This window comes from Acidobacteriota bacterium (assembly GCA_035529075.1).
GTDB lineage: Bacteria > Zixibacteria > MSB-5A5 > GN15 > FEB-12 > DATKXK01.
Window position 1 is genome coordinate 63,990 of record DATKXK010000015.1, and the last position, 23,960, is coordinate 87,949.

18 protein-coding genes and 2 pseudogenes are annotated in these 23,960 nt (G+C 60.2%); 15 read left to right on the forward strand and 5 right to left on the reverse strand.

Annotation, left to right across the window (positions count from 1 at the left end; translation table 11 throughout):
• Positions 1-122: 122 nt before the first annotated feature.
• The 4 genes from arsM to VMY05_10005 all read left to right on the forward strand — a co-directional run bounded on the left by arsM (position 123) and on the right by VMY05_10005 (position 4,459).
• Positions 123-908 (forward strand): arsenite methyltransferase, encoded by a 786-nt coding sequence (arsM, locus tag VMY05_09990; protein ID HUV31405.1) that lies wholly within the window; start codon positions 123-125, stop codon positions 906-908.
• A 456-nt stretch (positions 909-1,364) separates the two neighbouring features.
• Positions 1,365-2,627, forward strand: coding sequence for a hypothetical protein (locus tag VMY05_09995; GenBank protein HUV31406.1), 1,263 nt, complete (start codon positions 1,365-1,367; stop codon positions 2,625-2,627).
• 129 nt (positions 2,628-2,756) lie between these two features.
• The gene (locus VMY05_10000; protein HUV31407.1) at positions 2,757-3,455 is read left to right on the forward strand and encodes a radical SAM protein; all 699 of its coding nucleotides are present in this window, start codon (positions 2,757-2,759) and stop codon (positions 3,453-3,455) included.
• Positions 3,456-3,610: 155 nt separating this feature from the next.
• Complete coding sequence (locus VMY05_10005; GenBank protein ID HUV31408.1) at positions 3,611-4,459, forward strand: GNAT family N-acetyltransferase; 849 nt, start codon at positions 3,611-3,613, stop codon at positions 4,457-4,459.
• Positions 4,460-4,515: 56 nt separating this feature from the next.
• Here VMY05_10005 and VMY05_10010 read toward each other — a convergent pair whose 3' ends face one another.
• The 5 genes from VMY05_10010 to VMY05_10030 form a co-directional block, all read right to left on the reverse strand.
• Positions 4,516-4,638: a hypothetical protein gene (locus tag VMY05_10010; GenBank protein ID HUV31409.1), complete on the reverse strand. Its 123-nt coding sequence runs from the start codon at positions 4,636-4,638 to the stop codon at positions 4,516-4,518.
• Positions 4,639-4,755: 117 nt separating this feature from the next.
• A complete protein-coding gene (locus tag VMY05_10015) occupies positions 4,756-5,646 on the reverse strand; it encodes a homocysteine S-methyltransferase family protein (GenBank protein HUV31410.1) in 891 nt (296 codons plus the stop codon).
• A 1-nt stretch (position 5,647) separates the two neighbouring features.
• Positions 5,648-6,286: a corrinoid protein gene (locus tag VMY05_10020; GenBank protein HUV31411.1), complete on the reverse strand. Its 639-nt coding sequence runs from the start codon at positions 6,284-6,286 to the stop codon at positions 5,648-5,650.
• A gap of 29 nt (positions 6,287-6,315) precedes the next feature.
• Complete coding sequence (locus tag VMY05_10025; GenBank protein HUV31412.1) at positions 6,316-7,029, reverse strand: vitamin B12 dependent-methionine synthase activation domain-containing protein; 714 nt, start codon at positions 7,027-7,029, stop codon at positions 6,316-6,318.
• A complete protein-coding gene (locus VMY05_10030) occupies positions 7,029-8,486 on the reverse strand; it encodes a trimethylamine methyltransferase family protein (protein HUV31413.1) in 1,458 nt (485 codons plus the stop codon). Before VMY05_10030 ends, VMY05_10025 begins: the two co-directional genes overlap by 1 nt.
• Before the next feature lie 389 nt (positions 8,487-8,875).
• On the opposite strand from VMY05_10030, the gene VMY05_10035 reads away from it, so the two are divergent.
• From VMY05_10035 to VMY05_10085, 11 genes and pseudogenes are all read left to right on the forward strand, one after another.
• A complete protein-coding gene (locus VMY05_10035; GenBank protein HUV31414.1) occupies positions 8,876-9,655 on the forward strand; it encodes a hypothetical protein in 780 nt (259 codons plus the stop codon).
• Between the two features lie 277 nt (positions 9,656-9,932).
• Positions 9,933-11,690: a serine/threonine-protein kinase gene (locus VMY05_10040; protein HUV31415.1), complete on the forward strand. Its 1,758-nt coding sequence runs from the start codon at positions 9,933-9,935 to the stop codon at positions 11,688-11,690.
• Positions 11,691-11,726: 36 nt separating this feature from the next.
• The gene (locus VMY05_10045; GenBank protein ID HUV31416.1) at positions 11,727-12,380 is read left to right on the forward strand and encodes a hypothetical protein; all 654 of its coding nucleotides are present in this window, start codon (positions 11,727-11,729) and stop codon (positions 12,378-12,380) included.
• A gap of 102 nt (positions 12,381-12,482) precedes the next feature.
• On the forward strand, positions 12,483-14,006 hold the full coding sequence (locus VMY05_10050; protein HUV31417.1) for a hypothetical protein: 1,524 nt from the start codon (positions 12,483-12,485) through the stop codon (positions 14,004-14,006).
• Positions 14,007-14,084: 78 nt separating this feature from the next.
• Positions 14,085-15,971 carry a T9SS type A sorting domain-containing protein gene (locus tag VMY05_10055; GenBank protein ID HUV31418.1) on the forward strand — a complete coding sequence of 629 codons (1,887 nt, stop codon included), beginning with the start codon at positions 14,085-14,087 and terminating at the stop codon, positions 15,969-15,971.
• Between the two features lie 233 nt (positions 15,972-16,204).
• A pseudogene (locus tag VMY05_10060) lies at positions 16,205-16,254 on the forward strand (hypothetical protein).
• Positions 16,250-16,474: pseudogene (locus VMY05_10065) on the forward strand (PAAR domain-containing protein). Before VMY05_10060 ends, VMY05_10065 begins: the two co-directional pseudogenes overlap by 5 nt.
• An 815-nt stretch (positions 16,475-17,289) precedes the next feature.
• Positions 17,290-21,300 (forward strand): hypothetical protein, encoded by a 4,011-nt coding sequence (locus tag VMY05_10070; GenBank protein HUV31419.1) that lies wholly within the window; start codon positions 17,290-17,292, stop codon positions 21,298-21,300.
• Positions 21,301-21,371: 71 nt separating this feature from the next.
• On the forward strand, positions 21,372-22,598 hold the full coding sequence (locus tag VMY05_10075; protein ID HUV31420.1) for a hypothetical protein: 1,227 nt from the start codon (positions 21,372-21,374) through the stop codon (positions 22,596-22,598).
• Between the two features lie 27 nt (positions 22,599-22,625).
• Entirely contained in the window at positions 22,626-23,057 is a 432-nt protein-coding gene (locus VMY05_10080) for a DcrB-related protein (GenBank protein HUV31421.1), read from the forward strand.
• A 17-nt stretch (positions 23,058-23,074) separates the two neighbouring features.
• Entirely contained in the window at positions 23,075-23,956 is an 882-nt protein-coding gene (locus VMY05_10085) for a hypothetical protein (protein HUV31422.1), read from the forward strand.
• The last annotated feature ends 4 nt before the right edge of the window (positions 23,957-23,960 follow it).

The following is a 23,960-nucleotide window of genomic DNA, read 5'->3' on the forward strand; positions in this document are numbered from 1 at the left end:
GGGCGATTGACCTGCCTCTGTGAAAATTGATCTTCCGCCAGGGGAGAGAATTTGCGTTCTTTCGGTGGAACTCCCGTCTGCATCCGGGAACGGACATTCCAAAGTAATCAGCGAGGGATGTGATGAAAGACGACAAGCGAGAAGCGAAACGAAAGCTGGTCCGTAAGTTCTACGGTCAGCAGATCAGCAAGCAAACGGAGAGTTGCTGCTCAGGCGATTCTGACGCTGCTCAGGTGCAGGAAGACTTCGAGTTCTTCGGCTATTCGCCGCAGGAAGTAAGAGAGTTTCACGGTGGAGCGGCCGCCGGGCTGTGTTGCGGCAATCCCCTGCCGGGTGCGGCCATAAAAGCCGGGGAAACCGTCCTGGATCTCGGCAGCGGCCGAGGGCTGGATTGCTATCTGGCAGCCCGGCTGGTTGGAGAGACGGGGAAAGTGATAGGGGTTGACATGACCCCGGAGCTCGTCAGCAGTTCGCGGTCGCGAATTGCGACCCTCGGTCGCCGAAACATCGATATCCGCCTGGGAGAGATCGAAAACCTGCCGGTAGCGGATAACTCCGTCGACGTTGTTATTTCAAATTGCGTTATCAACCTCTCGCCGGACAAGCCGCGAGTCTTTCAGGAAATATTCCGGGTGCTCAAGCCGGGTGGCCGGCTGGCCGTGTCTGACATTGTGGCCATCACGGAACTGCCAGCCGAATTGCGAGAGGACAGCGACGCTTACGTGCAATGCATTGCGGGAGCCGCTCTGGTTACCGACCTGGAGAATATGCTCATCGGGGCGGGGTTTGAACGCGTCAGCGTGGCGCCCCAACAAGAGAGCCGGAGTGTAATTCGGAAGTGGAAGGCTGGTGAAAAGGCGGCCGACGCGGTAGCGTCCGCCCTCATCACGGCGATCAAACCGGCCTGACCGCTCCGCGTCGTCAGGCACTGGTGGGTAGGAAACCGGTGAAGACGACATTCTTCTCTGTAATATGTGGTATCCTGAGTGTGTGGATCCTGATGCCGGGGGATGGTGCTATGTCCGCTGAAAAATGGTGGGAACATACCGATGAGGCCCGAGAATACGACCTGTCCGCTCAACGGATCCTGATACTGTCAGCCGAGGGCTTTGATTTTCAGGAGTTGGAGATCGTCCGAGAATACTGGCTCGGCTGGGGCGCGCAGGTTCAGACCGCGGGGACTGAAGCTGGGATTCGGAAGACGGCGAGCCGTATGCGGCCAATGCCGCCATTGACACGCTGCGCGTGCTCAAGGACTACAACATTGTGTGATGCCGCCTGTGGACATCGGCGCGGGATTCTTGCATACTGAGGCAGGACGGCAGGAACGGAAAGCGACGGAAAGTCATTTCGGGGAGGCGTCGATGAAGGCAGACGCGCGTAAACCATTCAAGGTTCAGCCGGTCTGTCTGGTCGGTGACAGGTCATCGTTTCTCAGCCCGGACGGCCTCGGCTTTGTGGACATCGAAGACCGGGCCGAGCAGGAACGACGGACGAGCGAAATCCTTTCGCACCTGGCCATGGACCTCGCGGACAAGGTTCTTGTGCGTTCCGAGAGCGACCTGTTGCGCCTGGACACCGGGGCCGACGTATTCCTCGTGTTTGTGCACTGCATGCACAAGTTTTCGGCGCTGGAGGCGTTGGCGCGCACGGGTATTCCGCTGATCCTGGCCGGAGAGGAAGGCGCGCCGGGTGACGCCTTCGACACGTATTCCTCCATAGCCGACTGCGACAACGTGCACGTGGCGTTCAGTTACGACGGTATTGCACGGCGCGCGAGGGTGCTCAGGGCCGCCGCGTACGTGAGAAAGGCCACCGTGTGCGTCTTTGACTCGGGGGAACGGTCACTCGACGCCGCGCCGTGGTACCGCAATCCGGTGGTCGACGGGACGCTCAAGACCGCGTACGTGGATATGGAGGATTTCAGGCGCGAACTGACGCGTGCCGACACCGACGAGGCCGAAAGGCTGGCGAAGAGCTGGATGGAGGGAGCCATGGTGCTGGAGCCGACGCTTCAGGACGTCAGGCAATCGGCTGTTCTCTATCTGGCCATGAAGAGCGTAATTGACGGCATGGGGGCCGAGGCGGCCTACGTGCTCTGGTGCGGCCAGTTCTCCGAACTGGTCGGGGGAAAGATGTGCTATGCGATAGCCAAGCTGAACGAGACCGGTTACCTCACCGGTTGCTGGCGCGGTGAGAATGCCGCGCCCATGATGATCCTGCACGCGCTCTCCGGAAAGCCCGTGTTTTTCGGAGAGGTTCACACGTACGGCGGGGACGTCATGGCCGTGCGGCACTGTGCGGTTCCGTGCAACATGGCGGCCGGCCCGCCGGTTCTCAGAACGTGGCGTGGCCACGAAGGGACCGTAACCGCCTATTGCGAAATGCCCAGGGGAACGGTCACCGTGGTCAATATGGGCATCGGGGACAGGTTGGTCGTGTTGAAGGGCGAGGTGACCGAAACGCGCGACCTCGGCGGTGAGAATTGCCGCACCACCGTCATGGTACAGCTGCATAACCCGCCCGCGCCCCGGCAATTCGTGTCGCGCGAGATGGCCATGGTGTACGGGGATTTCGTGGACGACGTGCTGGCGGTCGCAGGAACGCTGCACATCAGATCCGATTGAATATCGGCCCGTTGAGTGACAGGTTGAGTCAAGGATACAGGTTAGAATATGTTGCTGCCTCTTCACGAAGGAGTCTTGTACGGCCCGGTGCAGTCCCGACGGTACGGGAAATCTCTGGGAATTAACCTGATGCCGACGACGTACAAGCTGTGCTCTTTCAACTGTGTTTACTGCCACTATGGGCTGACCGACGTATGTACCGCGGACTTGTCCGGGCGGGAGGACGACCTGCCGTCCGTCGATGAAGTCGTCACGGCGCTGGAACAAGCCCTCCGAAAACCGACGGAACTTGATCTGATTACGTTCTCCGGGAACGGCGAGCCCACCCTGTACCCCCGGTTTCCTGAACTGGTCGGTGCGGTCGCCGATCTTCGGGACGCGTACAAACCGTTGGCGCGGGTGGCGCTGCTGTCCAACGCCGCCGGCCTGGTGCGCGACGAGGTTCGCGGCAGTCTCTCCCGGGTGGACCTGCCGGTGCTTAAGCTCGATGCCGGCACCGAGAGAACCTTCCGGGCGATAAACAGGCCCGCCAAAGGAATCCGTTTCCGGGAAATCGTCGACCGTCTCATTGCGCTCGATAACATTTACCTTCAGACGGTGCTCCTGGACGGCACACCGTCGAATGTGAACCCGGCCGAGCTGGACGCCTATTTCGAGTTGCTCCGGCAGATCCGCCCCCTGGAAGTCCATATGTACTCGATTGACCGCCCCGTTCCCGATGCCGCGATATCGCTGGTCCCGCCCGATCGGCTCGAAGAGATTGCAGACCAGGCCAGCCGGGAAACGGGCGTCCCAGTGAGAGCGTTCTATGCCGGGGGGCAGCGGTGATCGCGTGAAACCGCACCTTGCTCGTACCGCTGTGACTTGTCGACGCGGGCGCTGAAGTCATGTCGCCCGGAGAAGAAGATGAGGACCTGCCGGGGCCGCCGCCGGCGGCCGTCCGGGATCCCCAACGTCGACTATAGCAACACAGGAGGAACGGTGTGCAGTCCGAAGATAGTGATCTGAGCATCCTTGCCATGTCCGAAGCGGACATTCCGTTTGCCAACAGGCTGACGGACATCGAGGAATGGGGGTATCTTCCCGATGATTTCCGGCGGTTGATTTCCCTGCAGCCGTCGGGCTGCTTCGTTGCGTGGAAGGGCGGTGAGCGCGCGGGCATGATTACGTGTATGCTTTACGGCGACTATGCTTTCCTTGGCTCGCTGATCGTCCTGGCGGCCTGCCGCCAGAAGAACATCGGCGAGCAGCTCATGCGTCATGCCATGAGCTATCTTGAAGGTGAAGGAGCAAGGACAATCGAGCTGGACGGAGTTTTCCCGGCCGTTTCTCTTTACCGGCGGCTGGGTTTTGTCGACAAGTATCTGTCCCTTCGTTTCTACCGCCCGCCGGGTGCGGCAGCCGGGTCGGCGTCGGCTCCCAAGACCGGTCACTCCGATTCCCTGGTCGAGTTCGACCTGCGTAAGACCGGCGTGAAGCGTGAGCATTTGCTCAGGCGCTATTGCCGGGAGTTCGGTCAGTCGGCCTATGCGGTCGGCGACACCGAATTGTCCGCCTACGCGATTGTCAGGCCGACGAGTGACGACCGGTTTACCGTGGCGCCTTTTGTCGCGCAAGATACCGATAGCGCCGGGCAGTTGCTCTCGGCCGTTGTGGCGAAGTACGCCGCGAAGGGCTTGGGTATGGGGGTTCCGGAGGTCAACCGGGATATGGTCGCCCTTTTGCTGCGCGAGGGCTTTACATACACGCAGCCGTCGGTGCGGATGTACCGAGGACCGAGAAGAGACTATGAGAGGCACGTGTATGGTATCGCGTCACCGGATAAGGGATAGCGGCGGGGCCGGCAGAGGAGTCTGGGCACGATCTCTCGTGAGTTCGTCGAGGTTTTTCACCCGATCCATGAGCGACTTGATGGATCGTCGGTGAACTGGGTGGTGACCGGCAGCTTCAGCTTTGCGATGCAGGGCCTGCCCGTCACGCCCTGGATATCGAGCGTCACGGACGGGGGCATTACTCCAAAGTGACGCTTTTTGTTGCCCGAAAGAACTAGGCCGGTGAAACCACGTAATATGTCAAGGAGCGGGGGCGGACGTCAAGAGACCCGGCTATCGAGTGGTTGAAGAGCCGGTCATGCGCGGCAGGCGTCGACGATTTTCCTGATGGCGGCCGTGTGTTCCGGTGTGGTGCCGCAACAGCCGCCGATAATGTTGACTCCCGCGGCCAGCAGCTTCTGCGCTTCATCCGCCATGAACTCCGGGGTCTCAGGGTAGACGACCCGGCCTTCCTGAATCAGCGGAAGCCCGGCGTTCGATTGGATCAGCAGGGGAAGCGATGTATGCTTCCTGAACTCCTCGGCAATCCTCACCATGTTCCGTATGCCGTTGCCGCAGTTCGATCCGATGATGTCGGCCCCGGCCTCGGCGAGCCCTTCGACGGCCTGCTCGACGCTTACCCCCATAATGGTGTAAAACCCTCTCGGCGTGGCATCGAAGGTCATGGTCGCCGCCACCGGTGTTGACGGCGCAATCGATTTCGCGGCTTTGACGGCCAGAACGGCTTCGGACAGGTCGGTCATGGTCTCCACGGTGATCATGTCGATACCCGCCTCTGCGAGCGCGCTTATCTGCCGCGCGAAGCTCTCCGAGACGGTCTCCGGGTCGGTGTCACCGTGCGGTTTGAGCAGGGTTCCGCTGGGGCCGCACGATGCCGACAGGTAATCTTTGTCGCCGACCGCCGCCCTCGCCGCCTGCACGGCGGCGGCGTTGATTCGTTCCGTCCTGTCGTCAAGGGCGTACGGCACGAGCCTGAGTGGCGAGGCCCCGAACGTGTTGGTGTGTATGATATCGGCGCCGGCTTCAAGATACAGATGGGCGATCCGTGTGAGCACATCCGGCCGGTCGAGGTTCATTCTCTCCGGGCAGTCGCCGATCTTCAGCCCTCGTTCTTGCAGCATCGTTCCCATGGCACCGTCGGCCACGAGCACGGTGCCGCTTTTCAGACAATCGAGCAGTTCCCGCACGTCACTTCACTCCGAGAAACCCCTTTACGCTCTCCACGGCGTTGGCGCCGTCGAAGCAGTACGCGTGGGCCCCGATCTGCCGGGCGTATTCCGCCGAGAGCGGTGCGCCCCCGACAATGAATTTCATTTTGTCGTACACTCCCCGTTCTCTGGCCAGCGCAATGACCTTTGCCATGACCGGCATGGTGGTGGTCAACAGGGCGGACATGCCGATTACCTGGGCGCCGGTGCGCTCGGCAGCGTCAATGAACTCCTGAGGCGGGACGTCCTTGCCGAGATCCACGACTTCGAATCCCGCCCCCTTGAGCATGATGCCGGCAAGGTTCTTTCCGATATCATGCAGGTCCCCCTGGACGGTGCCTATGACCACCCGGCCGATTGCCGGGACGCCCTCCCTGATAAGGTGCGGTTTGAGCAGGTCCATGCCGGCGTACATGGCCTTGGCGGCGAGCAGCACGTCGGGCAGGAAAATTTCGTGGGTTTTGAACCTCTCGCCGATCACGTTCATCCCCGCGATGAGCCCTTCGTCGAGTATGGTTTTTGGCGGCATGCCGGCGTCGAGCGCCTGCTGTGTCAACCGTGAAGTCTCTTCAGCCTGTCCCTTCTGCAGATTCTCTGATATCTGTTCGCAGATGCTCATATCCTGAACCCTCGTGTGTAAACCTTGCGTCAGTTCCTCTGTATTGCCCTGGCCCGTTGGCGGCAGGAGTGCGTCTCGCAGTCCCTGCAGAACGGGAATTTGTCGTCGAACTCGAAAATGTGACCGGGGCCGGCGACAATCACCCCCGTTACCGACTTGAGAGGCTGCATCAGAAAACTGTCTGAGAGTTCGATGCCGATCTCCTCAGGTGACAACGCCTGGAACAGTTTTCGCTGTGCGCTGACGTGCCAGCCGCAGTAACCGGGGCTGAACTGCATGACGCCGGCGGTCGTTTCCAGCCGCGCGGTCGCCTCCAACTGTTCATGGTACTCCAGCCTCATGACCTCACTTGCCATTTCCGTGCCTTCAGACGCCGCCGAATCAAGCATGGACCCGAGGGCGAATTCACGTTCATCAAAGAGGCGCGAGATTTCCGCACAGATGTCCTGCCCGACGGTGACGGCAAACAGGGCCAGGCTGTCCGCCGACCGGTAGATGTCTTCCAGCGGCGTGTGCTCGGCGTTCAGAGCTTCGCCTCGGTACACCGCCTCGAAGTCGGCTTCGGACACCTCCCTCAACAGGCCGACGGGATCAGCAAGCCTGCCGTACAGCAGGACCGACTGCCGTGCGAGGTCCGAGGTTCGGGCGTCCGGGACGACATCGCGCGGGATTCCCTGGGCCCGGAGCACGGCCTCGACGGGGGGAATCACCTCGTCAACAGGTATGCCTATTACCCTTCGCATCAACTCGTTTCGGGCAGGTGCTCCATGCCGTGTCGGCGCGCCTCGGCCTGCATGAGTTCCGTCAGTTCTCGCCGGACGTCTTCAGGCAGCCCCACCGGCTCGTGTTTTTCTACAAGACGTTTTACCTCGGCGCGGGCACGGTCCGTGAGACTCACGCGTCCTTCAGCCTCCCATCGGGACCGATTCGCCCGATCGATCACTGGTCCGGGGAAGTACATCTCTTCCTTGAGATACCGGCGGGTGTGGTCCGAGATCAGCAGGTGCTGTTCGGCCAGCAGTTCTTCGAAGCGCGGCAGGGCCGGGAAGTCCTCTTTCGGCTCGATGCCCTCGATCATGCGGAAGGCCATCCCGCAGATCTCGTTGTCGAGCACCAGCTTCTCGAGGCTGAAGCAGCTTTCAAAGTCAAGCATGCCGGGACCGGATATGCTGTTTATGCCGGCAAGGGCGGCCAGCACGGCTCCCATGCCCGATTCCAGTCCCGCCTGGGCGTCAAGCAACTTGGCGTCACTCAATCCGATATAAGCCTGGGTCGGCAGACCAAGGTATTTCCCGATTTCATTGTATGCGCAGTCGAGCATCATGGTACCGATAGCGCCCATGGGTGTGGTCTCAAACCGGACGTCGAATACGGCCGGCGAACCTCCGTACAGCACGGGAGCGCCGGGGTTGGTCAACTGGCTGATCACCAGCCCGCTCAACGTCTCGGCCGTGTGCTGAACAAGTGAGCCTACCAGCGTCACGGGGGCCATGAAACCGGAAAGCGGCATCGAGATAAACTCCACCGGAATTGAATGTCGGGCGCAGTCGACGACGTTCTGGGAGGTGACGTCGCTCCACTTGACCGGGGAGGTGGGGCAGCAGGAGAAGATGGTCAGCGGGCGGGCGGCCAGATTCTCCTTGGACCCGCGCACGGCCACCTGGAGGTCCTTCATTATATTAAACGCCTCAATAGTAAAGGTGCCCGTCACGACCGGCTTGTCGCAGAACAGCAGGCTCAAGTACAGCCGGTAGCTGTCCGATACCATCTCCGGCACGTCCGCCGGGATCATGGCCGTCGACTGCATGGCAATATGCCTCATCGATGCCATGAGCTTCGCATAGCTGACGTAGTCGGCCGTGGCCGGCCTGCGAATCCTGCCGCTTTCGCCGTCAAGGACGTTGATGGCTGCCGAACCGGGTGTGAAATTCACCCTGAGCCCCGACAGGACGGCGGCCTCGTCGCCCGAAGAATCGTACAGCGTGAAACCGTCGGGTGCCGTCCTGAGGCTGTTGTCAATCATGTCAGCCGTGAGGTAGGCGCGTTTTTTTGTCCGGTCGATTCTGGCGCCGTGGTCGGCCAGCATCGAAACAACCCCCTCGTTGTGGATTTCGACGCCGAGCTTGTACAGCAGGTCACGCCCCTCCGAAACGATCTTCTCCAGCAGGCTTTCATCGAGGAATCGAAGTTTAGGTCTCACGTTTTGGCTCCTGTAAAGGCCGGACTTCGGCGGAGCCCGGTAATCCGGGGTGCGCTCGTTGAACGGCAAGCACTAATTTGTACCTCAAAGGCCCGCCTGTCAAGTCGGCGGGGGGAAGTTCCGGCGCCAAACAGCCGCCGGGAATGACGTTTTTGACATCGCGCGGACCTGACACGATCGAGCGAATCGGGGCCGGCTGTTCACCGGTACAGGTGATAGTCTAAGGGAGTGGTAATCTTTACCGTTGACAGTGTTGTGATGTGTCCGGCATATTGCCAGATCAGAGTTGCAGAATGACACGCGGGCCGCAGCGCCGGCCGCCGCGCTGAATTCGCAATCCGGCAAAGGATAACAGCTTCACCAGAACAGGGATTTTTAGGAGGAGTGCAATGAGGAAGCCAGAGTCATTGGTTCTCGTCGGGTTTTTTGCGGCCGTAACCCTTTTCGGTTTGACCGCGAGTTCCTATGCGGACACGTACATCAAGCACGTCACGCACACTGACTCGTTTGAGGCGATGGGCCAGGTCCAGCCGGCACGGGACGATACGTCCGAGTGCTGGGTGACCGATGGGAGGGCCTGTATCATCAATGCTGATAGCGCGTCCTTCGTCATGATCGCCGATAAGAACATCATGTACATGATCGACCACTATGAAAAGACATATTCGGAAATGCCACTCGACGCGGTCGGTGACATCAAGAAGATGGCCGGCCTGGAGGATGATGAAGAGGGCGCCGAGTACGCCGAGATGATGCAGGGCATGATGGGGGGGATGATGGCCATGACGGTCAGCGTTACCCCGACCGAGGAAAAGAAGAAGATCGACAAGTGGACTGCCACCAAGTACATCGTGGATATGACCATGCCGATGGGGTCGAGCAAGTCGGAAGTCTGGGCGACCGAGGATATCGACGTTGACTACGATGTCCTTCGCACCATCAGTTACGCCATGATGTCCTACGTCCCGGGTTTCGCGGAGGCCATGAAGGAAATGGCGAAGGTGAAAGGCGTCGCTCTCCTGAGCGTGGGCGAGGCGTCCATGATGGGCGCGGCCGTCAAGACGTTGACGAAGTTGGTTGAAATTGCCGACAAACCTGCGCCGGCGGGCACCTTCAGCGTGCCGGAGGGGTACGAGAAAATTGAAATGAAGGGTATGGGGCGGCCATAGGCTCCACCTTCAGGCTGCCCTGGCGGGATTACGGGGGCGGAGAGCCACGGCGTGCGGGCATCGGTCCGTATCACCGGGTCGATGCTGCGTGGGCGTGATCCGTAAAACAAATGCTTGCCCGCATCCCGCCACGTGCGTAAATTGAGCACTGCGTATCCGAATTACATGGATATTTACCCTCGATACTTGACATATGTGACGTTCCGGTTCCGTGCCCTGATTAGATCCCGCGAGCACGAACGCGTCCGATGTCGGTGAAGGAAACAGGGAGTCAAGAGTGCCGGGTGACGACGACAAGTACCGGTCGGACAGCACGGGACGGCCTTCCGCGAGTGAGGACCCGCTTGGCATAATCGGCTGGGTGGTCGGCGGTAAATACAAGATCGGGTCTTACGTTGGCGGCGGCGGCTTCGGCGAGGTCTACGGCGGCTACAACGTCAACCTGATAGAACAGCGGGTTATCGTCAAGTTCTTCAAGCGGGTGCAGGTCCGGGACAAGTTCGACAAGGAAGCCAGGATCCTCTGCATGCTGGACCACCCCAACATCTCGCGGGTGATCGATTACCTTCCGGACGAGGGCGCCCTGGTCATTCAATACATCGACGGCCGCAACGGCGCCGAGGTCCTGAAGGAAACAGGCTCGCTGGCGGAGGACATGTTTCTGCGCGTGGCCCGGTCCATGACCGACGCCGTCGCCTATGCCCACGAACGAAAGATTGCGCACCGCGATATCAAACCGGCCAACATTCTCATCGACAGAAACGACCACGTCTACCTGATCGACTTCGGCATCGCCAAGGAGATCGGCGGCGCGGCCACCAAGACGGCCTACCAGGCGTTAACGCCCATGTTCGCCGCACCCGAACGCCAGGCGGGCGACCGCGACTACAACCCCTTCCTGAGCGACATTTACGAGCTTGGCATTACGCTGTTCACTTTCGCCACCAACAGTATGCCGTATCGCAATCCGGTGTCGCCGAACCCCGCCGAATGGGGCGGGCGGGTCGCCGGTCGCCTCTCCCCGCAGCTTCGACGTATCATCAAGAAAGCGACGCACCCGGAGCCGGCAAAGCGCCACCAGTCGGCCAGGGAATTGCTCAGCGAGTTGAATGCGATTGAGAACGTCTACCACCGGCGTCGCAGAAAGCCGCTGTGGGCGGCCGTGATCGTTATCGCGCTGGCAGCGGCGGCCTTCCTGGGTCGCGATACCGTACGGGGCTGGCTGTCGCTCGGCGGCGCTGAGCCGACGGCAAGTCAGGCCGAGAGGGCCCTTGACCGGGATCAGGCGGGCACGGACCGGGAACCGCTGAACGAGCCGGCAGGCGCGGCGGCGGATACCGTCGCACGCGACGCCGGTCGCCAGGCGGATACCGGCGCCCTGACCGGGGCAGCCACAGGCGTTACGGAAACCATCCAGCAGCGCCCGGAGCCGCCCAGAGCAGCCCAGGAGACCACTCAGGAAACGACCGAACCGGTAGTTGCGCCGGTTGAAGAAGTATCGCCAACCCTGCGCGTGGATGTTATTCCCGAGGGTTTTGAGAAGCTGCTCATAGATGACAGGGAACGGGTTCCGGGGCGGGCCTTTGACATCGCATCCGGCACTCACCAGGTGATCGTTGTCCACCCGGCCTATCCCGTGCTCAGAAAGGTCGTGCGCGTTTCGGATGAGCAGACGAGCGTGGCCTACGATCTGGAGAGAGAGTTTGCCGGGGCTGATACGGTCAGCGTCCAGGTGGCGCTGTACCCGCCGACCGATGACAACCTGGTCGAGTTTACCCTGAACGGCCGCAAACGGATTTACACCCAGTTCCCGGTGCTTGACCTGGCCGTTCTCGAAGGTGACTGGCAAATAAGTGTTGATGTGTTGCCAGTAAACGACTATCTTGGTGTACTTTTGAAAGTAGACTCCAGCGTGACATTCCCATACGGAGGCGGCCCGCGGGTCGGGCTCGCCGGGGCTGCCGGAACCACAACTCTCATGGCTGGCGAAAACGGACACGCAGTCCCACTGCTTATCTACTGGTCAGAACAATAGGTTTGAAACCTGAACATAACAGTCTAAGGAGGCAGGATGCGTAGTTGTAACCGCATGCTGAAAGGCATTGCCGTGTTGGTCCTGCTTGTCTTTGCGCAGTCGATGGTGTTACCGCAGTTGGTCCGGGCGCAGGCTCCCGAATGCGTCTACGACAAGACGAAACCGTCCCTGGATCACGCGCGAACCAATTTCAAGATCACCAACTACGACTGTGCGGAGATGGAGTTGAAGGACCTCCTGGCAGTGGACACGCTGGCCCTTCAAGACAAAGCGGACGCCCATATTCTGCTGGCTGCCGTCTACTACGCCAAAGTGCGAGGCGACAAGGAGAAGCGGAACCGGGTCATGAAAGAGTTCGTCGCGGCCTTCAAGGCTGCCCGCGAGTGGCGCGGCGTGCTCGACATCCAGTCACCCGAGTTTCTCGCTCTCATGAAAGAGGCGCAGGATTTGGTGGATCAGGAGGAGAGCGCCATGGCGGCCGTCGAGGAACAGGTGCCCGGGGCCAGGGTGGATCTGGGGCTGAAAGACGAGGATAAAGGCAAAAAGAAGCCCTGGTATAAACGCTGGTGGGTGCTCGGCATCGGAGTCGGCGTTGTTGCCATGGCCGTGGCCGTGGCCGCCGGCGGGGGCGGTGATGAACCCGGTGAGGAGCCGCTTGGCCCGCTGCCCGGATTCCCCGGACATCCTTAAGTAAGATGGACCGTACCGGCAAGATGGCGGCATCGCAAGCCGCAATGACCTTGAGAAAAGCAAATTGAGAGATCCCAAAGATATCAGGAAGGAGCCCGTAAGATGCGAAACTCAGGCAAAGTGTTACTCTTGATCGTCACGCTGGTTGTGCTTCTGTCGGCGCAATTGGCGGCCCAGGCGCCCGGCACCATATTGTACCAGGGGCGCCTGACCAATGCCGACGGCGACCCGATTGTCGCCCCGACAGACGTGAAGTTCAGGATACTAAAAGATACCACGGCGTCACCGGAGGTGATCCTGGATACTACTATGAGCATCACGCCGGACACGAACGGGGTATTCACCGTCGAGCTTGGACCGCTGATAAACCCTTCAGACTGGAACGGCGCCAAGCGGTTTCTCGGCATAACCGTTGGGACCGATGCGGAAATGCTGCCGTACCAGGTTCTGACATCGGTGCCATATGCCCTTTCGGCGGGGCAGGCTGAGATGGCCGCAGGCGTGGGTAACAATTCCGTCACGTCGTCTTCCATCGTCGATGGCTCAATAATGAACGCAGATATCAGCGGCTCGGCGGCCATTGCCGCGAGCAAGATCTCCGGCACTGCGGCCACGCTGGGTGCAAGCCAGACGTTTACCGGGACTCAGACCTTTCATGACAGCACCATGACGGTCGGGTCGGCCGGCATCACCATTGGCAACTTCGGCATTGCTCCAAGCGCGACATATCTTATGCGAATGCGGCGAAACTACAACACCACCGCGCCCCGGTACGGAGTGGACATCAATATGGTTAACGCGAGCACGGGGACTACGTACGGCCTGGTATCTAATGTGCAGCATACTACGGTCAGCGGCGGCGGAAGCGTCTATGGCGTTAGCACCGATGCTATAAGTGATGGAGGAACGCGATACGGTGTCGAGGTTTATGCCGCACGCCAGACGGTACCGTCTTACACGGGAACCACCTACGGAGTTATGTCCGGCGCGTTCAACGGGCTTAACGTTTACGGCCTGTACGCTGACGGCGGTAACTGCTCTAACTACTACGGCATATATTGCGCCACCGCAAGCGGTGTTACGGGGACGAACCTTGCCGGGTACTTTAACGGCAGCATCAATGTTACCGGCTCGGTGCTCGGACCCGGGATTTTCTTTACGGTCGATCACCCGCTCGATCCGGAGAACAAGTACCTCAGCCACAGTTCCGTCGAGTCTCCCGACATGATGAACGTATACAACGGTAATGTCACCACCGACGGCAACGGTGAGGCGGTCGTTCAACTGCCGGACTACTTCAGTGCCTTCAACCGGGATTTCAGGTACCAGTTGACGCCGATCGGTGAGTTCGCCCAGGCCATCGTGGCCGAGGAAATATCCGGGAATGCCTTTACGATCAGGACCGACAAGCCCAATGTCAAGGTTTCGTGGCAAGTGACCGGTATCCGCACGGATGCCTGGGCCGAGGCTAACCGCATGCAGGTGGAAAGGGTAAAACCGGACAATGAGAGAGGCCTGTACATGCATCCGGAGGCGTTCGGCCTTGGTCCGGAGAAGTACATCAACTACGAGCAGGAGCAGGAAGCTGACAGGGCGGCAGGTGAAGAAGGCAGGCAGCAGCAGTGAGCGGAGCGTCTTTCATCCTTGTCATTCAAAACTGGCGTAATCAGGATGCTGATTACGCTCCAGTAAGAGAGGTCAGCTATGAAAAAAACGATTAGCATAATATCGGCGCTGGGCCTGATGCTGATTGCCTCTCAGGTGATGGCTCAGGCGGGCAGCGCCAATTACCTGCTCACGAACGGCGGTGTTGTCGGGGGCGGCGGCGGCGGAACGTCGGCCAATGCCGCCCTGGTCGGCAACTTCGGAAACGGCCCGATGGGTGTCAGCAGTTCGGCCAATTACACGGTCAATGGTGGTGTCATCGGTTCCATGGAGGCCGGACCGCGCTTTTTCGCAGCGTATGGCATCCCCGACGAGCAGATCGTGCCGGTGGCCAACTACCCGCTCAGCGTGACCTACGGCAACCAGGAGGGTACGGTCGTCGGGGCGTTCTTCTCCCGGCCGTCCGCCGGAACGTCATACGGTCAGGCCGCCATGACGGTTGGAGCCGGCAGCACCCTGCAATACACGATCCCGGCCGCCAGCCTGACCGTCCGAGGGCTGGAATACTACGTACGGATCGTGGATCAGGGCACAAATGACACCGTTTACGTGGGCTCGGCCGATAACCCGCTGCGGTTCGTGTGCGAGTTGAACAACAGCCAGGGCAGGCGGCCGACGGGCATGCCGGATGCGCAGTATCGCATTATCGGTCTGCCGGTCAATATCCAGGGCGACAATACGCCGCAGACGATTTTCCTGGACGACCTGGGCGCGGTGGATGTCACGCAATGGCGGCTGGGCCGCTATGAAGCGGACGACGACACGATCTATGCATATCCGAACGTCGCCGGCGTGAAACCGGGAACGGGGTACTGGTTGATCGCCCGCGGCGGGCGTCGCTACGGCGCCGCCGGGTACTCGATGCTTCCCAACCTGACCTATGACGGAAGCGAGTATTACCGACCGGGCGTACAACTGGATTCCGGCTGGAACCAACTGGCCAATCCGTTTTCTTTTCCGGTGCGGTGGCATGACGTGTTTTTTGACACCAGCAATGTTATTCTGACCGTTCATTCCGACGCCATTCTTGACGATGCCGCGTACTGGTATGACGGCGGCCTGGCGGATTACCGCACGGTCAACTCGATTCCCGCCTGGGAAGGCTTTTTTGTCTACATCAAGAGGTCGGGCGTCAAGATTCTGTATCCGTTTGAGGAGTCTACAGTTACCGGCATGCCGGCGGCGCTGGCGGCGGACACGCTGAGCATCGTCGACGGCTGGCACATAAACCTCCAACTGGCCTCTGCCGGCGGCAGGGACGGGATCAATTTTGCCGGCGTGCGAAGCGACGCGCGGCCGGGTGATGACGCCTACGACTTCGTGGAACCGCCGTCCCCGCCCGAGGCACCGTACCTGGCCTTCTCCATGCCGGATCAGGGCGGCCTGTTCCGCACCGATTACAGACCGTATTTCACTGACGGCGCCACCTGGGATGTGGTTATGTCAAAGGGCAGCAAGCGCGTCCTGATGGTCACGGGTATCGACCAGATCCCGGACGACATGCAGGCCTGGCTGATCACTGACAAGGGCACGGTGAACGAGCTTACCGAAGGAATGACCATCGAACTGCCGGGGGACGTAGCCGGCGGTCGCCTGGCGGTCGGAAAGCCCGAATACCTCGCCAGCCTGCTTGCGGAGGCCCTGCCGGAGAACTACGAACTGAGCCAGAGCTTCCCGAATCCGTTTAACCCCACCGCCACCATCCGCTTCGCCCTTCCCAACTCGGGCAACGTGAAGCTGGTTGTCTACAACGTCCTTGGCCAGCATGTGACCGCGCTGGTGGACGGGCCCCTCGAAGCCGGGCGCCACGTGGTAGTCTGGGAAGGACGTGACGACGGCGGCAAGACGGTCGCGAGCGGTGTCTACTTCTATCGTCTGACGGCCGGGAAGTTCCGCGACTCGAAGAAGATGGTGTTTCTGAAGTAGCCTCTCCGGCGGCGAAACGGGATCGGGAAGACCGGGTGTTGCACGGCTCTACCCGCGCCATTGGATTGGTACGCCCGGGGTCGGGACAACGTGATGCCGGGTGGGGATAGTCTGCATCGCTGGAGTTGAAACATTGACTGTGGTCTGAAACGGCAGGTATATTTGACGTTGTCATACAACCGCACGAGTGTTGGGAGGATATGATGGGTAAGCCCGCCGCCCGCATGGGCGACATGACCGTTCACGGCGGTTCGATACTTGCCGGGGCTCCCACCGTGATGATCGGGGGCAAGCCCGCGGCACGGGTCGGCGACATGCACGTTTGCCCCATGCTCAACCCGGGCGTGCCACCCCCTCCGCACGTCGGTGCGGCCATTTTGCCCCCGGGCTGTCCCACGGTGATGATTGGCGGCATGCCTGCCGCCTGTGTCGGCGACATGGTGGCGTGTTCCGGTCCGCCTGATTCCATTGCCCCCCCCGGTTGCCCCACGGTCCTTATCGGACCGGGAGGAGGCGGCGGTGGAGGCGGTGGTGCCGCCCAGACGGGATCAGCCGCGGCGGGCACCGGTGCCGGCGCGGCGCAACTGGAAGGCAGTGTTGAAGACGACGAAAAGGAAACCCACTACCTTGACGTGAGTTTCGAGGACAAGGGCGGGTTTCCGATCTCCGGCGTCGGATACACCGTCAAATCTCCTGATAACAAGACCGGCAGGGGACTGCTGTCCGGAAAGCTGAAGAGGGCCGACGTACCGGCGGGCAATTACGAAATCGCCCTGCACGCCATCGTCAACGCCAAATGGTCGACCAGGGAAGCTCCCACCGGAGATAAGGTGAAACTGATTGTCGAGACGGCCGGTATGGAGCCGGGGGAGACGGCCACGCTCGAAATCTACTTGCGAGACGCCAACTTCGCCACGCGGCTGATGAAATCCTGGGAAGTCCAGATCAGCGGCGACAAGATCGAAGAAGAGTGGGAATTCAAGGTCGACGACGAGTATCTCAAGATGCAGGGCGAGAAGGAACAATCCGGCGGCTATTCCTTCCCTCTCTTCTACTTCATGGTCAGGATCGGCGATTTGCAGATGCGTTCGGGGCTGCTCAGGTTCAAGGACTGGGTGGAAGTCGAGCTCAAGGACGAAGACGGCAACGCCATCGGCAACAAGAAGTATCGTGTTTCTCTGTCCAACGGTGAAACGCGCAGCGGCACGCTGGACGGAAACGGGACGGCCAGGGAAGAGAACGTCCCTCCCGGGCCGGTCAGAACGTCGGTAGACGTGAAAAGTTGAGGACTTTGCAGACATGACAGCATGGGTGAGCGATGGCCGGCGGCGTCATTGACGTTGCGGTCGAAGCGTTAGGGGCCGCCGTTAAGGCCATTGCCGTTTCGGGCGCCGTTGCGAAGATCAAAGCCAGGCCCACGGCGGTGGATTTCCTCGAACTGGAGGATACCCTTTTCAACGACGGCAGCGCCGTGATGATGCCCGAGGCGCCTGCACCGGAGGGCGGTGGTGGGGGCGGCGATGCGCCTCCGCTTCTTACCGGGGTGAGAGCCCTCGCACTGGGCATAAACCATCTGGTTCTCTATCCCGAAAAGCGCATGGTCATCACCGGGCACACCCACCAGGGGGACGATATCCCCGATACTTTCCGGCTGTCCCGGGAGCGGGCCGAGGGTGTTCAGTACCTCCTTGAGGGAGACATTGAAAAGTGGCGGGACACTTGTGACAAGCGCCACGTTATCAAGGATTACCAGCGCATCCTCAAGTACTTCCATGAACTGGCGCCTTGGAAGGGCGGCAACTGGAACTGTGATCCCGGTGACGCGACCGGCGATTGGAACGACGCTACAAAGAACGCTCTCAACGAGTTTGCCAAGGGATTCAACAAGGATTTCGCCCATCCGCCCGATATCCCCAAACTGCCGGACAACCTGGGGACACAAATGGAGGCGGGCGAACACAAGTGGCCCAAGGATCACTGGCCGGCGCTGTATCATCTGTACGATCGTCTGTTGCGCGATACGCTTTCGGTGGACGCGGCGAAACTCGGTCAACTCCGGACACAGCAGGTGAAGAAGCGATTTCTCAACCTGAAAGCCATCGGGTGTGCCCATTCGTTTGCCATCGATCCCCCACCCGAAGACGTGTACAAGTATCGGTCGACGACCAACACGCGGGTCGAGATTCTCTTTTTCCCGGGGGCGGAGACGGAGAAACCCGAACTGATGTGCTGGCCGACCTTTGATGCCTTGCACCAGGCGGAGCAGTGCCCCATATGGCACCACGATCTAATGCGCCGCTCGTACATCGATTCGGGCGACCTGCACGCGGTCGTCTACCACCTCAGGTTCCGGCACTACGACCGTGTCAAGAAATCATGGCAGTACATTCCTGAGGACAAGGACCTGAAAATCAGGACCTTTGAGAAGGAGGGCGCCAACCCGCCCAAGGAAATCCGCACCATCACCCAGTACCACAACGGCATATATTCGGCAAGGGTGCAGTTTTCCGAGGCCAACCCGAACTTCGCGGCCAAGAAGCTGTACTTTATGTTCGAGACGGCCAACAGGTGGATCTACACTGCCAACAAGGACGCTACGCCGAAGATCGTTACCATTCAGCCTGCCGACTACAACGCGCTGACCTTTGCCGAGAAATACAAGCGCTATGACCTTCCGGCCAAATGGTGCTCGCTGAATTACTGGACCCTGTACACGGCCGGCCTCACGGACGGAGCGGTGTTCCAGGAGGCCGTCAAAGATAAGCGCCAACTCAAGCCGTTCGGCGCCAAGACCACGGCCGAGAGTGAGCCGCTCACGTTTTCGCTGGATGACATTGTCCTTATGGACGCGGCCGGCCACGACCAGGATGTCAAGGACGAGAACCAGCGGGGCACCGCCAAGGAGCTGTGCGACGGCGTGGCGGCCGGGGATCCCGGCTCGCGGGTGAAGCTGTTCGTGGTCGACGATGCCACCAAGCAGCTCAAGCTGTACCGGTCGGCCGACGCCGACCCCAAGTCATGCCGGATCAGATTTGACAAGAACCTGATCACGGTGCCGGCGCCCGGCGTGAGGATCGTTCATTTTCGCGACGGTTTTTACACCGTGGCCAACCGCCGGACCACCGATCAGCCGGCCGACTGGATGGACAAGAACTTCGTCGTCGGGGCCAGGCTGGCCTTGCGTAACGATCCGGACAAGCACAAATCCTGGCCACTGCAGCACTTCAGCGTGCATCAGGGTTTCACCGGCGATTACGATCTGCACTACTTCCACAGGCTGCATCTGGAAGACGACCACCCGGTATCTTTCCTCATTATCTATACCTCAATAAACTTCATGCTCGATACCCGCCAGGACCCTGAGGACCCCGCGTGGACAGGCGACGCCAAGAATCCACAAGACGCTGATGTGACCAAGTTCGTCGACGAGGGTGTGTACAACGCGATCGAGTACTGGAACCGAAAAGGCTACTATTTTGAAGAAGAGGGCGCGGCCGCGGACTGTGTCCTGATCCGCCGGTTCTATTTCTTCGACGAACGGGAGACGTTCAAACTGGCGACAGCCGACGTGCCGAAGAACGTCGATTTTGACACCGATCCGACGGCTGTTTTTATCGATGGTGACTTTCAGACCGCTCAGGAGAACGCCTTCGGAGGACCGGTCAGGTTTGTGGCCTTTGTCTGCCCCGACCAGGACGTGAACACGCCCTATGGTGATGCCTATGCCTGGCCGGTCAGGGGCGAGAACAAGGCCAGCGGCGTGGCCGCCTACTCGGTCCTGAAGCTGAACAAGTCGGCTTATAAGATTGTGCTGAACATCTTTGACTACAACAACAAGCCTCCAGCGAACCCGGCCACCGAAGCGTCGGCATACAAGGAGGACGGCACGCGGTACGGGGTCTTCACGCTGGCCCACGAACTCGGGCACGTCACGAGCCTGGCTGACGAGTACGTGCAGGATGTACCGGCGGAGACAGGGGGCACGGCGAACAACACCCAGGGCTACCCCGCTTTCGACCAGTTCTTTGAGCAGTATACAATGCCCTCCAACGAGCCGTCCATGATGTACCTTAATGGCTCCCCGCGCCTGCACCATACCTGGTATCACTTGCACTGTATACAGCATCACATAGATGACCCCGCGGGTGATCTCAGGGACGCGGCGTGGCTGGGAGGCAAGAAGTTTGTCGCGCGCTTTGTCACGACTGATTACGATTACAGGTACAAGCGGGACCTGACGGGGGCGTCGCCCGTGCCGCAGGATATCCGAACACCGTACAAGCAGGAAAAGAGATATGAGTTACCCAACTGGGTGGTGGTTTCGCTCATTCCTGACCTGACGCCGCTATCGAATCCGTTGAAGGCCAAGATCAGGACCGAGGCGGCCGACAAGTCCTTCTATTTCACCGGCACGATGACCGTCGCCGAGCGGGACGATATCAAGAACCGGTTTGCCGCTGGTGCTGCCGGTGACGCGGACAGGAAGATGATAGACCGCCTGTATCAGAAGACGCGGTCGACACGAAGAGTGTATCTGGCGTTGTACGACACCGGGCAGGACGAGTCCTCCTGCCGGTTCTTCCACGAAAACCAGGTTGATGAATGCCAGGCTGTCCTGGTCGTCCGCGTCTTTCTCGGAATTGACTTCACGGATGATGACGTCGCCGCCGGTAACTGGACGTGGGCCGATTTGCACGCCGTTCTGGACGAGCTCAAGAACGGGTGGGCGGAACTCGGCAATACTTACCGGCTCGTTCGAACCGCGGGCGCCAACGACATTGAACGGATATATGTTCACTTCATGGCGGGCTTTGCCGACGCGGGCAAAGCCGGCGCAGACTGGAGCTACAAGCTCGACCTTCTCAGGTCGACCACGACGTTTGAAGTGACGGTGGCCACTGCGCCGAACCCGGTCCCGCCGCCGCCGGCCAACGCATCGTATGATGCCGGGCCCAAGAAGCTCAAGTACAAGGGGAGGATGACCGACGCCGATCAGGGTCAACTTCAAGGATACTTCGCCGGCCAGGCGGCCGATGAGGCCAAAGTTGATGATTTGCACGAGAAATCGACGACGGTGGAGCGGATTGTCAGCGCCAGCGGGGAAATCGACGTGCCGAGGGACGTCACCGCGGAAGATCTGAAGCACCACTTCATTAATATGTATCCGGATGACGACGTCACCGACAGGTTGAAGTTTCTTGAGACTTGGGTGAGCAGCGAGCTGGGAGCCACTTACGAGGTGCAGCAGATTCCGCCACCGGCTCCCCCGCTTCCTCCTCCACCCCCGCCGCCGCCTCCGCCACCCCCGCCCCCGCCACCGGGGCCGTAGGGAGTGTGACGCATGAGCGGTTGCAGAATGGATAGCGCCGAGGAATAAAATGACAGGAGTTCTTTCGACATATGGATACGCGAAGACAGGTGATCCGTGCGATGTGCCTGGTACTGGCGGTCACGGCCTCGGCCGGGTGCACGGGAAATGCTTCGCGAGCTCAGACGGCTCAAGGGGCAGAGGAGACGACCGTGGCTGAAGTGCTGACTATCAATACAAACCGCTTTGCCGATCTCCAGAACAGTTCGTTCCTGCCGGTCAGCGGGCGCATAACCGGTAACGAAGTGTGGTTCAGTCCATCCATGGACACCGGCCGCATGCGTATTCCCGCCTGTCTGGGGCTGCACGGGGACGTTCTCGTCGCCGGTTATGGCACTCTTCTGGTAGGCGTGAGACGGCAGGACGGCCCCGCGCTCTGGGCGCACACGATCACCGGCAATCACGCTTTCATGATGAACGAGCGCGGTATCGTTACCCTTAATCACGCCGGGTTCTTTGTCCTGCGGGATTTCGAGGGCGAGACGGTCGAGAAAAAATACCTGGCCATGGTCACTCGCGAGACCTTTCTGCACTTCTTCGCTGAGGTCGGCGAGGAAACGGTGTTCTGTTTCCAGACGTACCCCAAGCCGGTGAATAAGCCGGGTATGCAAGTGGAGTTGCCGAGGACTGCGTTCATTCGATATATTCCAGACCACCGCGATATTCGCTGGTACTTTGAGCGTCGGGAAACATGCCTGGACGCTCTGATCAGCCGGGACCTCGCGCGCGTCTATATCGCCGTCTACGACAAGCTGTATTCGTTCCCGACCGACGCCGCCTCGGAGGATTCGGTCGTGACTGTCGAGTTCACCAGGATTGCGTCGTTATCGGTGGATCACAGCGGTAAGGCGCTGGTGGTCGATATGACGGAAGAGGGGACGGAACTGAAGCAGGTGGCGGCCGACGGCCAAATCGAGTGGACCGTTCCACTCGGGACCTTGCCGGTATCGCCGCAACCGCCGGCCTCGTCGCCGGACGGCTACGTGTACATTGTCAGCGGCAATGTTCTGCATCAAATAAAGGACGGGGCCATTCTCTGGAGTCGTCCCCTGCCCGCCGGGCCGGACGAGATTCTCTACAGCGTGCTGGCCGACAATTCGGTGCTGGCCGCCGCCGGCCAGGCCCTCGTGCACGTTTCCGACCGGGGCGAAGAAATCATGGCCAAAATGATGCTCTCGCCGATCGGTACCAGGCCGCTCATGGATGAACAGGGGAGAGTCTACCTGGGAGGTGCCGATGGCATTCGTTGTCTTCAGTAGGATCACCCATGCTGCGGGGAAACGCCCATGACTTCATACAATAACCAGTTTCGCATTGACCTGCCCGACGGATGGGAAGACCGGTCGGTCCACTACCTGCTCGGACCGGAGGAGGGCGGGACCCAGCACAGCCTGACGATCGTCGTTGACCGCTATGCCAGGGGCGCCGAGTTGGCCGAATACGCCCGACAGAGAATCGAAACCGCCGTTGATGCCATCCCCGGGGCCGAAATCCTCAAGGAGGAAGAGAAGTCACTTCCGGACGGTCGCACGGTCTACGAGTGCGTCTTCAAATGGGTTCCGTCCGACGGCAAGGCGGAGTTTCGCAAGATTGATTGCATGATTATCGACGGCGTGGGGTACACGTTCACGTCGAACTTCTCCAAGAAAACCGTCAAAACCATTCGAACCGTCGTAGACCAGATGATCGCTTCATTCGCGCCGCTCGACGAAGACTGAGGCAGTGGAGGACCGTTGTGGACCTGAGCTATTCCAAGGGGACCGACAGCAAGCACACCGTTAAGCTGGAGTCGCACCTCATTTCCGCCGAGTGGCTCTGCCCGTTCGCCATAGGCGGCCAGACGGCCAAATTCGAGGTGCGGACGAGCTTCGTCGGGGACGGCGCGCCGGTGAAGGTCACCGGCAAGAGTGAGAAAGGCAAGAAGGCGGGCAAGACAAGCGGCACCATCATGCGCAACAAGTACGTCGGGGAACTGGCTATCCCTGAGGATATCGAGTACGGCGATAGTGTCTATTTCGAGGCTTCGCTGCCCAAGAACAGCCTGTCGGGGGAGTCCTTCCCCATCCCGGCCTTCCCGCCGGTCGAGGTGACGAACATGAAATGGAGCGCCGCCGAAGCCCGGCGGGGCGATATCCTTACCCTGACGGCCGACGTGCGCGACCTGCCGGATGACCTGGAGATTATGGTTGTCATCTACGAATACGATGAGGACGGCATACACGACAGGATCACCGAACTGCCCGTCAGGATCAAGGACCGCAAGATCAAACTCCAGTGGGAGTACGAGTATCACGAGGATACCGACGAAATCAACACCGAAACCGACCTTGAGCAATACGGCAAGCACTACAGCCCGCCGGAGTACTTCTTCGCGGTGAAGGTCGGTGACGCCGAATACGGCCGTGAGCAGGAATCCGGGCTTCTGTTGTTCAAAGACTGGATGGAGGTTACGCTGAAGGACCATGCGGGTAAGCCGCTGGGCAAAGAAAAGTACACGCTGCGCATGCCGGACGGCACGACCCGTGACGGCAATCTGGACGACAGCGGTTACGCCAAGGTTGAGGACGTGCCGCCCGGGACGTGCACGGTCGATTTCCCCGATCTTAAAGAGGAATAAGGGA